Source organism: Pseudoalteromonas sp. B160 (genome assembly GCF_037162485.1).
GTDB classification, from domain to species: domain Bacteria; phylum Pseudomonadota; class Gammaproteobacteria; order Enterobacterales; family Alteromonadaceae; genus Pseudoalteromonas; species Pseudoalteromonas rhizosphaerae.
This window is the reverse complement of record NZ_JARLUX010000001.1, coordinates 781,901-794,536: the sequence shown is the minus strand read 5'-3', so window position 1 is coordinate 794,536 and position 12,636 is coordinate 781,901. Positions and strand designations below refer to the sequence as shown.

The following is a 12,636-nucleotide window of genomic DNA, read 5'->3' as shown; positions in this document are numbered from 1 at the left end:
AGTGTATACTACAACGAGTATTAAAGGGAGTGGCTCAGTCAAGTAACCTGAGCCAGTGATTAATTTACTGTTGTGAACTAACGAATTGCTTGGCATCTACTTTTAGCTGTTCAAGTGCTGCTTGATTGTAATAACGACTATGAGAAATAACCCCAGTGAGCTTTTGCGTGTTACGTACATCAATTAATGGGTTATCAGTTAAGAAAATGATATCGGCGGTTTTGCCTTCTGTAAGTTCTCCAAACTGCGCCGTTTTACCTAAAAACTGTGGTCCAGCAAGTGTTGCTGATTGCAATGTTTGTAATGGCGTTAAGCCATAATCACTAAAAATAGCCAGCTCTTGATGAAGAGATAAACCTGGGTAAATATACGAATTTAAAAATCCAGCGTCGGTCCCAGCAATAATTGATACGCCAGCCTGTTGTGCTAAAGGTAGTAATTGAGCTGTTTTCACAAAGCGTTCTTTACGTTGTTTGATTTGATCTTGGGTATCTTTATTGGCTCTGTCTACACGCCATTGGTAAGTGGCTTTAAGACCTTTACCTAAATAATTTAAAAACTCATCATCTTGATGGTTATCTTCATCAATATAAGCGGTGATTTGACCACCAATTAAAGTAGGTACTACGGCCGTGTTATTTTGAGCTAACACGGCGTATTTATTTAAAGCTGTTTGGTTATCAATATTTGCTGTAATAATTGGCAAAGCACTGCGGTAACTCAGTTCACCTGAAGCCACTTTTGCTGATATTTCAGGTTCATTAATTGCTGCGGCTTTTAACAAGTAGGTCATATGCTCAATGGCATCTAACCCTGCATTTGATACATCTGTAACTGATAGCGAAAACGGAATATGACCAGATATTTGGTAGCCACGTTTTTTCACTTCTTTAACTGCTTTTAAATAAAGTTCAGGTGTTAATGCACTATCGGTTATTTTCACAAAATCCACATTCATAGCATCAAGCGTATCAATAGCAGCATTCATTTCCTCGACAGTTTCAACTTCTAAGTCGCCAGGCCAAATAGAGTCTTTACCTTCGAGTTTGGGCCCTGATGTATAAATGGTCGGGCCAACTAATTGGTTATTATTAATTTGCTCTCGCCAGCTTAAAACTGACTCACTTAAATCAGCAGCAGCATCACGTACTGTAGTAATGCCATACGCGAGGTAAAGTGGTAACAGGGCTTTGTTTTCGGCTATAAGCGCTTCACCGCCGCCAAAATGGACATGCATATCCCAAAGGCCTGGCATTAAAAATTGATCATTAGCATCAATGTAATTATCAGTAATGTAGTTATTTTTTAGTGAGTTGTTAGCGCGCTTTATGATCACACCATCGCGAATAGCAAGGGATTGTTCAACGCTGAGTTGTCCGGTTGTTACGTCGATGATCGTCGCATTAGCGATCACTATATCGGCGTGCTCAGTTGGCTCTGTAGCACATGCAGTCAGTAGTAAGCAAGTTGAAAATAAAAGTATATTTTGCATTGTGTAACCTAAATTTTTTTATTTAGATTAGCATATATATCTTCTGTAAGGTGTTGATTTGATTTAGAAGGTAACAAGGTTAGGATGAATAATGGCGATAAAAAATGAGAGCCCATTACGGACTCCCATTATAATTAGTTTGGCTTACTTAACTAAACCACGGCGCTTAAGTAGAGCGTCGGTAGTTGGCTTTTGACCACGGAACTCAATATAGCTTTGCATTAAGTCGCGGCTGTTACCTTTTGATAAAATCTCTTTGCGGAAGCTATCACCGTTGTCACGAGTTAAGCCGCCTTGCTTTGTCATATGCGCAAAGGCATCAGCTGCAAATACTTCAGTCCAAAGGTATGCATAGTAACCTGCTGAATAGCCACCAGCAAAGGTGTGGCTAAAGTAGCAAGACTTATAACGCGGTGGTACTGGGTAGTAAGCAATGCCGTGTTTCTCTAACGCGTCATGCTCAAATTTTTGTACATCAGTTATTTTCTTATCAACACCAAATGAATGCCATTCCATATCAAGTAATGCTGCAACTAAATACTCAGTGGTACCAAAACCTTGGTTGAAGTTTTGTGACTCAAGTACTTTGTCGAGTAATTCTTTAGGAATTGGTTCACCCGTCTTGTAATGCTTCGCGTAGTTAGCAAGTACAGTTGGCTCGATGTTCCAATCTTCGTTCGCTTGTGACGGGAATTCAACAAAGTCACGAGCTGTTGCAGTGCCTGCAAGGCTTGGGTATTTTACGTCTGAGAACAAACCGTGTGCCGCATGACCAAATTCATGGAACATAGTCGTAACTTCGTCAAAAGTCATCAGTGTTGGCTGACCATCTGCAGGTTTAGGAATGTTTTGTGCGTTATAAATTACAGGTTTTGTGCCCTTTAAGCCACTTTGGCTAACATATGCACTCATCCAAGCACCACCACGTTTACCCTCACGAGCATAAGGGTCCATGTAGAATAAACCAATAGAACTACCATCGGCGTTGAACACTTCAAACGCCATTACATCTTCGTGATAAAGTGGTAAATCTTTACGCTCTTTGAAAGTAATGCCGTACAGTTTTTCCATCGCAAAGAATAAACCGTTATGGATCACTGATTGCATTTCAAAGTATGGCTTAACTAAAGCAGGATCTAGGTCGTACTTAGCTTGGCGCACTTTTTCAGAATAGAATGCCCAGTCCCATGGTTGTACAGCAAACGTTTCGCCTGATGCATCAATTACTTTTTGAATTTCAGCAGCTTCAGCTTTTGCTTTATTTACGGCTTTTGGTGCCAAGTCATCTAATATGCCATAAACGTTTTCAGTGGTTTTAGCCATACGTGTGGTCATTACATATGAAGCCCAATCTTTATAGCCAAGTAGTGCTGCTTTTTGAGCGCGCAAATTGGTTTCTTTGATAATGATAGGGCCATTGGTATTTTGCGCACGAGTCGTTGATGCTTTAAAAATACGTTCACGTAACTTACGGTTTTCTAGGCTGCTGAGAATCGGCTGTTGCGTGGTGTTCACTAACGTGATCATGTAGCCTTCTTTACCTGCTTTTTTAGCTGCAACGGCAAGGCTTGCTATTTCAGCGTTAGAAAGGCCAGCAAGTTCGCTTTTTATCGGTTACTAATACTACGTCCTCTTTAAACGATTTTAATACGTTTTGCGAGAAGGCTGTTGATAACTTAGCAAGCTCAGCGTTGATTTCACGCATTTTGGCTTTTTGTGCTTCATCTAATTTTGCACCAGCGTTAACAAACTTAGTGTAGTAAAACTCAACTAAACGCTGATCTTCGGCATTTAACTTCGCTTTATTGCCATTAATGGTTTCAACACGTGAAAATAATGCTTTGTTAAGATAAATATCATCAGAATGCGCAGATAACACTGGGGCCATTTTTGCTGCAATACGTTGATACTCATCATTAGAGATCAAACCAGATAAGTTATAGAAAGCGGTTGAAACGCGATCAAGCAATTCGCCCGATAGTTCTAATTCAACTAAGGTGTTTTTAAATGTAGCTGGAGCTGGGTTGTTTGCGATAGCCGTGATTTGCGCTTTTTGCTGGGCAATACCTGCATCAAATGCCGGTTCATAATCACTGGTACCAAATTTATCAAATTCTGGTGCCATATATTGTAATGGGCTTGGTTTCATCAATACGTTGTCTACATTGACTGTTTGTACTTGAGTCGTTTGCTCTTTTGTACCAGCATCGTTTTGCGAACTACAAGCAGATAATAATAATGCACTAGCAATTGTAGTTGCTATAAGGGTCTTACGCATGAGAACTCCATAAAATAGGTGAGCCTTGAAAAACAGGCGAGACATAAAACACCCATAACTTAGCAAATTTTCATGTATATACAACTAAGTTTATCGGTTTAAGGTGGGGATTAAGCGCAAAAAACGTGTTTTTAGGTAAAAATAGTGCAAATCGAGAAATAGTAGCCTTAAACAGTAGGACGTATTAAAGCTACTACAGGTTGGTACTTAATTGGGAATTTTGGTTTATGTTGCATGCGCGAAGTAGCAAAATTAGTTGTAACCTAAAACAAACTTTTTTTCGCTACCAAAACTAGCCGGTTGTTGGTGACCAAACTCTTTATTAATGCAATTAAGAGTATGTTCTTGCTCTGCAAGCACAGACAAAATTTTATTGCGGTATTCAATACTTGATTCAAACAGTTGCAAATCAACTAAAGGTTGTAACGTGGCTAATTTTTGATTTAAGGTCAGTTGTGACATCATTCGTTCCTCGTGCTTTATTTAAGCTTACAGTACTTATATAGCATTACCTGTAAGAAAATGTTAATGATTTGTTCATAAAAAACATATTGAACTTTAACTTCTCCGTAAATGCCATTATGGCGTGCTAAACTTACTTAACCCTGAATAGCTATTTGTTTTATTAATTTTGGAAAAAGTATGACGTTAGAGTCAATCTCTCATTATTTATCGTATGTAATTTTTAGTTATAACAATATCGAAATTACTGTAGCTAAAGTTATTCAAGTGCCTTTGATACTCTTTGCCATGTGGTTTGTGGTTACATGGATTGGTCGATTAATACGAAAAACTCTGCTCGCACGTAAAATGAACCCTGATGCGGTGCATTTATTTACCCGTATTTATTTAGTGTTAAGTATCGCAATTTTAATATTTACCTCCCTTGAAGTGTTAAATATTCCGTTAACAGCATTTGCCTTTGTTTCTGGCGCTATAGCTATTGGTGTAGGATTCGGGGCACAAAATATCATTAATAACTTTATTAGTGGCTGGATTTTAATGTGGGAGCGGCCAATTCGTATTGGAGATTTCTTAGAAGTGGGCAACGCTAAAGGGGTGGTTGAAACGATTAATACCCGTTCCACGCGCATTCGTCGCAACGATGGTGTGCACATGCTTATACCAAACAGTCAACTACTCGAAAACACAGTGACGAATTGGACCTTGATTGACCGCAATGCTCGTTCGTCTGTCAGTGTTGGTGTGGCATATGGATCAGATGTATTGTTAGTTGAAAAACTGATCAAACAAGTGTTGAGCGAACATCCTGCAATACTCCCGACGCCGGCATCTTCAGTGTTATTTGATGATTTTGCTGAAAGCTCTTTAGTGTTCAATGCTATTTTTTGGGTTTGTGCTGAATCAGAAACCATGTTGCGCCAAGTCCGCAGTGATATTCGTTTTAGCGTATATAAAATATTTGCTGAGCATAATGTCGTTATTTCTTTCCCACAACGCGATATACATATTGATGGTGAAATTGCATTAAGGCGGGGACGAGCAACGAAATAAATCCAGCGGTACCGGTATAGTCTTGCAGAAGTAATTTGCTGCAACGAGTAGCAAATTACTTCGTTTTTATTGATGAGTTATTGCTGTTGCACCATCTTTTTTAGCTTTAATGAAAATAATACAATTAAAGCACCAAATAGTACGGCGTAAGTGGCGACTAACCAAAGTAAAGTATGGATCCCTGCGCTAGGATTAAAGATTAAATATAAACCAAATAATACTGATATTGCCCCAGTAATAATTAATATCCACTCATTAGATATTTCCGCTCTTAATTTAAGCGCAATTAAAATTTCAACAGCGCCAATCGCTATGGCCCACGCAGCGACATAATAAAGTAATAGTATCGCGGTAACGTTTGGTGCAAATAGGGTAACTAGTCCTGCGATGATTGATAACACCCCACCGGCCAATAACCAGCGCCAATAGGGATTGTGTTGCTTAGAGTTCCAAGCAACCCATGTTCTTAGCATGCCATCAAATAAAAAATAGCCCGCAAAAAATAACAACATAATACTCAGAGATGCATTGGGTGCTAACCAAGTAATAACGCCAAAAATAATTGCAATGAGGCCGCGTACTAACAGTACTGACCAGTTTTTTGAAAGTGTGGTGGTTAGATCCATTCTATTCCTTAATGACAGCGCTAAAATTATATTTAACAGCATAAATACTGCATATACGTTAGCTTGTGTAGGTACTTAGGTCAAACTCCACGTTATGTGTATAGCGTTGGGGCATTTTGACCTTTGGGAGCTAAAATTCATTCCATTTTAGGGGCGAGTAGATCATGACGCTAGATTTGTAACCTACGTGGGCTAAGTGAAAATAGAGCAAAGTTTGTGCATCTTCCCATGTTTCTAATCTACATCTATGCGGGCAACAAAAAATTAAACGTCCTAGGCAAAAACCGTTCGAGCTGATAGACCCTGATTTTACCTAATGAGCGCTTTTATTCATTCAAAATAAAGTTTTTGAGACTTTTCCACGTCGTTTTGTAATACGTTTCTTAAATAGCTTAATGATGTGTTTGGCTAAGGTTAAAAATGAGAGAAACCGACGTCTCTTGATGCTATTAGCTTTAAATTTGATATGCCACTTTCTTTTTGTTTTACGTCCTAATCACATGCAGCGTTATTGCTTACTTATGGGAAATAACCACACTATATAGCTTTGTCTTACCCAGGGCAAGATCACGAACTTTACCTTGACTTAAAAGTATGATCTTATACTCCTTTTTAAGGAGCCCCCATGCCTGATATTCAACTATTTAAATATTTCGAATCAATTGCCGACCCTCGCCAGCAGGGTAAAGTTGTCCATAAACTTTTTGATATCATATTCTTAGCTGTCAGCGCTGTCATATCTGGGTGCCAAGGCTGGGAAGATATTGAAGATTTTGGCCATGATAGATTAGATTGGCTCAGGAAGTACGTTCCTCTTGAGCAAGGTATCCCTCGCCATGACACAATCGCTCGTGTGATGAGTCGCATTGATATGACGCAGTTTCAAGATTCTTTTTCTTCTTGGATGAAAGACTGTTCTAAATTAACTCAGGGCGATGTAGTTGCGATTGATGGTAAGCGATTGAAAGGTTCATTTAATCAGTCAGATAGGCGCGATGCACTTTATATGGTCAGTGCATTTGCGTGCGAAAATGGTGTTGTTTTGGCGCAATGCCCTGTTGATAAAAAGTCGAATGAAATAACAGCGTTACCAGAGCTTCTTGAATTACTGGAGATAAAAGGCTGCTTAGTCACGATTGACGCGATGGGGTGTCAAAAATCAATTGCAGATACAATAGTGGATAAACAAGCCGATTACCTACTGGCAGTAAAAGCGAACCATAAAGGACTGCTGTCACAAGTAGAGAATGCTTTATTACCTGAGGTCACACGACAAGCGTCCGAAGGAGTTTTGTTTAATGAAGCCGATTATCATAAAAACAGAGAAGAATTCAGGTGTTGTGCTGTTAGTCATAACGTAAGTGATTTATCAGAAACGAGCAATTGGAAAGATGCCAAAACAGTGGGAGTTATTGTTTCTTATAGGAAAGAAAAAAACAAAGTAAGCAATGAGTTATGCTATAGATACTACATCAGTTCAGCATATTTATCGGCGGAAGAACTCGCAAGGTCCGCACGGCAACATTGGCAAATAGAGAATGGATTACATTGGCGTTTAGATGTCGGATTTAAAGAAGATGATTGCCGAATTAGGCGTGAAGGTGCAGCACCTGTATTTGCGGGGCTGAGACACATCGCATTTAATCAGCTAAAAGCAGAAACAAGCTTTAATAAAGGCATGCCCGCAAAACAGAAAAAAGCTATGCGCAGTACGGATTACCTTGAAAAGGTATTGAAATCATAGACTTTTTTCATGCTCTTGCCCTGTTGTCTTACCTAAAAACCAAATATATTGCTGTAATAGTAACCTAGAAAGATAAATACGCCCTAGAGCGAAGTTTCTAGTGAAGTATACTGTTTTTAACTTTTAAATAAGTGTTAACGCTTTTATAGTTAATAACAGGTAAGGTGCTAAATTAAAACAGCTCAAGGAATTGATTTATGGATAAGTACTTCATAACATTATTAAAACTAATTGGCTTGTCCATATTATTTTCTTTGAGTTTCAGTTTATTCGCACAGCCAGAGATAACGGTAAAATCTCTGTTTGATAATGAGAACAAAGAAGATAGTCAAAGTAACCCTAATTCAGAGGTCGAACAGTCATTACAAGCAACGGTAATTACTTCCGCGGAAACCGGCAAAGAAATTGATATTGATTCTTTGCCCTATGATGAATTCCACCGTATTACTCCTAGTACTACAATGCGGGCTTATTTACGTGCTGTAAACCAACGCGATTATGCCCTAGCAACAAATTATTTAGATTATCGAAATTTACCACCTGAAGTTAAAGCAATTGCACCAGAGTGACTGGCTGAGCAACTGTCACTGGTTTTTGATCGCACGCTATGGATTGATATCGATACATTAAGTAACAAACCTGAAGGAAAGAAAAATGAACCAGTACCTAGTTATCGAGATTTAGTTGCTGAGATAACGACGTCGCGAGGGCCTGTACAAATATTATTACAACGTGTTCCTGATGAAAAAGGAAATAATAAAGTTTGGAAAATATCGAATGCAACAGTTAGTAATATCCCATTTTTAATTGATGAATTTGGTTATAACGTGCTTGGCGAGTGGCTTTATAATAATTTACCCAAAACACAGTTGTTGGGAGTAATGGTATGGCAGTGGGTTTATTTTATCGGGTCGTTTTTTGCGTTCTTTTTGCTTGCGATATTAATTACACGAATTTTTGCAGCGATCTTACATCGTTTTATAGTGCAAACACCTGACGATGTACTCGCGCTTATTAAAGGGCCTATCTGCTTATTGTTGGCTGTACTTTTATCGCGTTCACTTTATGATATTTCCAATGTTACTATTACAGTCGTTGCGCTTGCTCAAGGCGCAACAGTATTATTAGTTGCATGGACTTGGGTGTTTTTACGTTGCGTTGATATTATTAAACATCGCCTATCAGATCGCTTTATTGAGCAAAAAAACCACAAGCTGTATTTTTGTTGCGTCCAGCAAGTAATGTGCTAAAAACTCTGGTCGTGATTGTGGCCGTATTATTGTGGTTTGAAAATTTAGGTTTTAATGCCACCACCTTACTTGCAGGCTTAGGTATTGGTGGATTAGCCATTGCATTGGCAGCGCAAAAAACGGTAGAAAATATAATAGGGGCAATTACTTTATATATCTCTTCGCCAGTGAAAATAGGTAACTTATGTAAATTTGGTTCAAGTATGGGAACCATCGAAGAAATAGGCTTACGTGCTACCCGAATACGTACTTTAGATCGATCTGTTATATACGTGGCAAATGCAAAATTTGTTGATATGCAGTTAGAGAACATTTCAGAGCGAGAAAGAATTTCCTATCGCCCTAACTTAATGCTCAGTGCCAAAACTAAACAACATGATCTATTAGCTTTTATGGCCGCATGTAAAAACTTACTTGATAAGCACGAAAAGATTGATGACACGCCATGTCGAGTTCGTTTTAAAGGCTTTACGCCATGGGCATTACAAATTGATTTATTGAGTTATGTAGTAACAACTGATTTTTCCGAGTATATGGAAATAATCGAAGAGTTAAATTTAGCTATTCTAGGCTTACTCAATGAGCATAATTGTCAATTAGCGAATCCTGAATTTGCTCGAGTTAGCGGGTGAAATTGTTAGTTTGTGTAGTTGGTTTATAAAGACATATCTATAGATGATTACATACAGCCAATACAGTTTCACCATTGAAATTAACAGGACAAATGTCCGTATGAAATAAATATATTTGCATAATTTTTCTAAAATTATTCTATCATGTCGCCATATGTTGTAAAAAGTTTATATTTTTGTACATATTAATGCAGTAAAAGTGTCACACAGTGCTATAATCTTCAGCGTTCGTTCAGCCTCTTTACTTCGTTTTGCACTCTCGACAAAGAGGTCCGCGCAGCTTAACTTAAGGCGCGAAAAATTGGCCGAACCCGCCGAGTGAATTTGGCGCAACACATCAACCGTTGAATAAGAGTGCACTAAAAAGGTTAAACCCCGACATGAAAGCAATGAAAAGATCTACGTTAGCAACCCTAATCAATGCAACGTTGTTCTCTGCCGTAGCAGGTACTTCATTTACAACTCTTGCTGCTGATGAACAAGCTCCAACTGCGCAAAGCAAGCAATTAGAAGTTATTCAAATCACTGCGCGCAAGCGTGTAGAAAATGCACAGGAAGTACCTGTCGCAGTATCTGCATTGCAAGGCGATAATTTAGATGCTTACAGCTCTGCTGGCATGGATATTCGCTTTATGAATGCGAAAATCCCAAGCTTATCGATTGAGTCTTCATTTGGCCGTTCTTTCCCACGCTTTTATGTTCGTGGCTTAGGTAATACTGATTTTGATTTAAATGCCTCGCAACCAGTATCATTGGTAGTTGATGAAGTAGTACAAGAAAATGCTATTTTAAAGGGCTTCCCTGTATTTGATGTGGCACGTGTTGAAGTATTACGTGGCCCACAAGGCACCTTGTTTGGTCGTAATACGCCGGCAGGTTTAGTTAAATTTGATACAGTTAAACCAAGCCAAGATTTTGATGGCTATGGCTCTGTATCTTACGGCAGCCGAGGTGCAGTAGACTTTGAAGGTGCAGTTGGTGGTGCATTAACAGACCGTTTATCAACACGTGTATCAGTACTTTGGCAGGATAAAGACGATTATATTGATAATCGTGCGCCAGGCTTTGAACAAAAAGATGCTCTGGGTGGCTACACTGACCAAGCCGCACGTATCCAATTCTTGTATGAAGGCAATGATTTTACCGGTTTATTTAACTACCATGTGCGTGATATGGACGGTTCACCAATTGCTTTTCGTGCCAATGTTATTAAAAAAGGCAGTAATGATTTAGTTGATGGCTATGATCATGATGTAGTTTTTCATGATGCAGCTTCTCGTGCGACACAGCAGGTTGAATCTCAAGGTGCCAATCTAAAACTTGAGTGGGATTTGGCTAACCATACTATTACCTCTATCTCAGCATGGGAAAGCGCAGAAATTTATTCTCGCGCAGACATCGATGGTGGTTACGGTGGTTATTCAATTAATGACGTAGCTGTTGCAATGGGACCTGGGTTTATTCCATTTTCTTCAGAAAGTGCTGATGGTATTCCTGAGCACGACCAGTATACGCAAGAACTTCGTTTATCAAGTAACTTCACTGGTGACTTAAATTATCAAGTAGGTGTATTTTACTTTGATGAAGCGTTAACCATTGAGAACTACAGCTATGATACTGCTGCTAATGGAGCACTAAATGGTTATGTTATTCAACAGCAAGACACTAAAGCGTGGGCAGTCTTTGGTTCGGTTGACTACACACTAACAGATGACTTTAAAGTGACTGCTGGCCTTCGTTATTCTGATGATGATAAAGAATTCTCTGCAAATCGTACATTAAGTCCTGCTGGCGGTGGTGCACTGTTTTTAACTGAAAACCCTAGTGATGATCACATCAGCTGGGATATTTCATCAAGCTATAAAATTAACGACGATGTTAACTGGTATGCACGTATTGCGAATAGCTTCCGAGCGCCAAGCATTCAGGGCCGTATTTTATTTGGCGATGAAGTAACGATTGCTAAGTCAGAGACTGTTACATCATACGAAACAGGTATCAAATCAGATGTGTTAGATGGCCGCGGCCGTGTAAATGCGACTGTTTTTTACTATCAAATGGATGACCAGCAGTTAACGGCTGTAGGTGGTGGCGCTAATTTTAACCGTTTAGTAAATGCTGATAAAACGACCGGTTATGGTTTTGAGCTAGACACTGAGTGGGTATTAACTGATGAGTTGAATGCCACATTTAACTTAAGCTACAACAAAACTGAGCTTAAAGATAATGACCTTGCTGTTGCTGTATGTGCGCAGTGCACCGTGAAAGATCCTACATTCCAAGTTCCTGGCGCATTTGGCCCTGAAGATCGCGCTATTTTGGATGGCAATAGCCTTCCGCATGCGCCGGAATGGATCTCTAATTTAACGCTTCGTTATACTAAAGAAGTAGCTGGTGGTGACTTCTTCGCCTATACCGATATTTCATACCGCAGCGAAATTGACTTCTTCTTGTATGAGTCAGTTGAATTCGAAGGTAAATCACTATTAGAAACTGGCCTACGTGCTGGTTATAACTGGGCTGAAGGTGATTATGAGTATGAAGTATCTGCGTTTGTACGTAACTTATTTGACGAGCAACAAGTAATCGGTGCAATCGACTTCAATAATAACACTGGTATGGTAAATGAAGAACGCTATATCGGTGCAGAATTTAAAGTGAAGTTTTACTAAACTCCATTTTAGTTAAGTAGATTTAAGCCCGCATTATTTGCGGGCTTTTTTTTTACGCTAGTGAAAAGCCTTATTAGAGCTGCTAAAGTAGCGACAATTAAATTTAACAAGAGAAGAACAATGGCTGGATTTTGGAACTACCGAGTGATTTTTTGTGAAGCAACTAAAGATGAAGCGGCGCAATATCAAATACATGAGGTTGAATATAACCTAAATGGTAAAGTAACGAATTGGTCAGAAACGGGCGCAGCGCCTTTTGGCAACACCTTAGATGCGTTACGAGATGACGCAGAGCGTTTAAAAACAGCATTTGAAAAACCTGTACTAAAAGTTGTTAGAAAAGAACGTGGCTACGAGTTGGTAGATGTTGAAACGGGTGAAGAAGCATTTGCAGAGCCGCCAGCAGGTTTAACAGCATAAGTATTAA

The 12,636-nt window shown here is 39.1% G+C and carries 10 protein-coding genes and 1 pseudogene; 7 read left to right on the top strand and 4 right to left on the bottom strand.

Features of this window, described 5'->3' with window-relative positions:
* Positions 1-64 precede the first annotated feature (64 nt).
* The 3 genes and pseudogenes from P4S61_RS03645 to P4S61_RS03635 all read right to left on the bottom strand — a co-directional run bounded on the left by P4S61_RS03645 (position 65) and on the right by P4S61_RS03635 (position 4,232).
* Positions 65-1,492, bottom strand: coding sequence for an amidohydrolase family protein (locus P4S61_RS03645; protein ID WP_182758531.1), 1,428 nt, complete (start codon positions 1,490-1,492; stop codon positions 65-67).
* A gap of 144 nt (positions 1,493-1,636) precedes the next feature.
* Positions 1,637-3,770, bottom strand: a pseudogene (locus P4S61_RS03640) (M3 family metallopeptidase).
* Positions 3,771-4,022: 252 nt separating this feature from the next.
* Positions 4,023-4,232, bottom strand: coding sequence for a hypothetical protein (locus P4S61_RS03635; RefSeq protein ID WP_145237750.1), 210 nt, complete (start codon positions 4,230-4,232; stop codon positions 4,023-4,025).
* Positions 4,233-4,412: 180 nt separating this feature from the next.
* Between P4S61_RS03635 and P4S61_RS03630 the strand changes: the two genes are divergently transcribed.
* Positions 4,413-5,285, top strand: a complete 873-nt coding sequence (locus tag P4S61_RS03630; protein WP_145237382.1) for a mechanosensitive ion channel family protein — start codon at positions 4,413-4,415, stop codon at positions 5,283-5,285.
* A gap of 77 nt (positions 5,286-5,362) precedes the next feature.
* Here the strand turns inward: P4S61_RS03630 and P4S61_RS03625 are convergent, their stop codons facing one another.
* Complete coding sequence (locus tag P4S61_RS03625; RefSeq protein ID WP_145237379.1) at positions 5,363-5,911, bottom strand: HdeD family acid-resistance protein; 549 nt, start codon at positions 5,909-5,911, stop codon at positions 5,363-5,365.
* Between the two features lie 625 nt (positions 5,912-6,536).
* On the opposite strand from P4S61_RS03625, the gene P4S61_RS03620 reads away from it, so the two are divergent.
* The 6 genes from P4S61_RS03620 (at position 6,537) to P4S61_RS03595 (ending at position 12,629) form a co-directional block, all read left to right on the top strand.
* Positions 6,537-7,655: an ISAs1 family transposase gene (locus P4S61_RS03620; RefSeq protein WP_337117787.1), complete on the top strand. Its 1,119-nt coding sequence runs from the start codon at positions 6,537-6,539 to the stop codon at positions 7,653-7,655.
* Between the two features lie 197 nt (positions 7,656-7,852).
* Positions 7,853-8,224 carry a hypothetical protein gene (locus P4S61_RS03615; protein ID WP_337117786.1) on the top strand — a complete coding sequence of 124 codons (372 nt, stop codon included), beginning with the start codon at positions 7,853-7,855 and terminating at the stop codon, positions 8,222-8,224.
* A gap of 312 nt (positions 8,225-8,536) precedes the next feature.
* The gene (locus P4S61_RS03610) at positions 8,537-8,905 is read left to right on the top strand and encodes a hypothetical protein (protein WP_337117785.1); all 369 of its coding nucleotides are present in this window, start codon (positions 8,537-8,539) and stop codon (positions 8,903-8,905) included.
* Positions 8,878-9,537 (top strand): mechanosensitive ion channel family protein, encoded by a 660-nt coding sequence (locus tag P4S61_RS03605; RefSeq protein WP_337117784.1) that lies wholly within the window; start codon positions 8,878-8,880, stop codon positions 9,535-9,537. The genes P4S61_RS03610 and P4S61_RS03605 overlap by 28 nt, the downstream gene beginning before the upstream one ends.
* 380 nt (positions 9,538-9,917) lie before the next feature.
* Entirely contained in the window at positions 9,918-12,209 is a 2,292-nt protein-coding gene (locus P4S61_RS03600; RefSeq protein ID WP_149980837.1) for a TonB-dependent receptor, read from the top strand.
* A 120-nt stretch (positions 12,210-12,329) separates the two neighbouring features.
* Positions 12,330-12,629, top strand: a complete 300-nt coding sequence (locus P4S61_RS03595) for a hypothetical protein (protein WP_145237374.1) — start codon at positions 12,330-12,332, stop codon at positions 12,627-12,629.
* Positions 12,630-12,636: the final 7 nt, after the last annotated feature.

Excerpts from the sequence above, each read along its gene's own strand:
- P4S61_RS03635 (WP_145237750.1), bottom strand. The coding sequence starts at position 4,232 with ATGTCACAACTGACCTTAAATCAAAAATTAGCCACGTTACAACCTTTA.
- P4S61_RS03615 (WP_337117786.1), top strand. The coding sequence starts at position 7,853 with ATGGATAAGTACTTCATAACATTATTAAAACTAATTGGCTTGTCCATA.
- P4S61_RS03595 (WP_145237374.1), top strand. The coding sequence starts at position 12,330 with ATGGCTGGATTTTGGAACTACCGAGTGATTTTTTGTGAAGCAACTAAA.
- P4S61_RS03600 (WP_149980837.1), top strand. The coding sequence starts at position 9,918 with ATGAAAGCAATGAAAAGATCTACGTTAGCAACCCTAATCAATGCAACG.
- P4S61_RS03630 (WP_145237382.1), top strand. The coding sequence starts at position 4,413 with ATGACGTTAGAGTCAATCTCTCATTATTTATCGTATGTAATTTTTAGT.
- P4S61_RS03610 (WP_337117785.1), top strand. The coding sequence starts at position 8,537 with ATGGTATGGCAGTGGGTTTATTTTATCGGGTCGTTTTTTGCGTTCTTT.
- P4S61_RS03625 (WP_145237379.1), bottom strand. The coding sequence starts at position 5,911 with ATGGATCTAACCACCACACTTTCAAAAAACTGGTCAGTACTGTTAGTA.
- P4S61_RS03645 (WP_182758531.1), bottom strand. The coding sequence starts at position 1,492 with ATGCAAAATATACTTTTATTTTCAACTTGCTTACTACTGACTGCATGT.
- P4S61_RS03620 (WP_337117787.1), top strand. The coding sequence starts at position 6,537 with ATGCCTGATATTCAACTATTTAAATATTTCGAATCAATTGCCGACCCT.